This window comes from Polaribacter sp. BAL334, assembly GCF_015767435.1.
GTDB lineage: Bacteria > Bacteroidota > Bacteroidia > Flavobacteriales > Flavobacteriaceae > Polaribacter.
This window is the reverse complement of the sequence record NZ_JADWOV010000075.1, coordinates 1-329: the sequence shown is the minus strand read 5'-3', so window position 1 is coordinate 329 and position 329 is coordinate 1. Positions and strand designations below refer to the sequence as shown.

Annotated in this window: 1 protein-coding gene; it reads left to right on the top strand. The window is 34.0% G+C overall.

The window, feature by feature from the left end:
* Positions 1–78 precede the first annotated feature (78 nt).
* Positions 79–329: hypothetical protein (locus IU405_RS15560; protein WP_231749395.1), on the top strand; the 251-nt coding region annotated here is incomplete at its 3' end.

Here is a 329-nt window from a genome sequence, read left to right as displayed (position 1 = left end):
TGTTGAAAATGAAAAAAGTTGGTTAAACTTGCGCATATTTATTAGTTATGTGGAATGCTGCTCAACCAAATTAGACAAATGAAAACTGTTCAAGACCATATTAATTCTGACTTGTTGAATTGGCTTAATGACAACAATTTCAAATATAGACAAGCCAAAATCAGGACGGATAAGGGAGCTCTCGATAATTTGTATAACGACAAGTTTTGCTTAAAAATTTACGACAGACAGGGACATGGCTTTGGAGTGACCATTAACGTTGCAGAAAAATATGACGAAAGCATTTATGACAACGATAGCTTTAGTTTGTATTGGGCGTTTGAGTATTT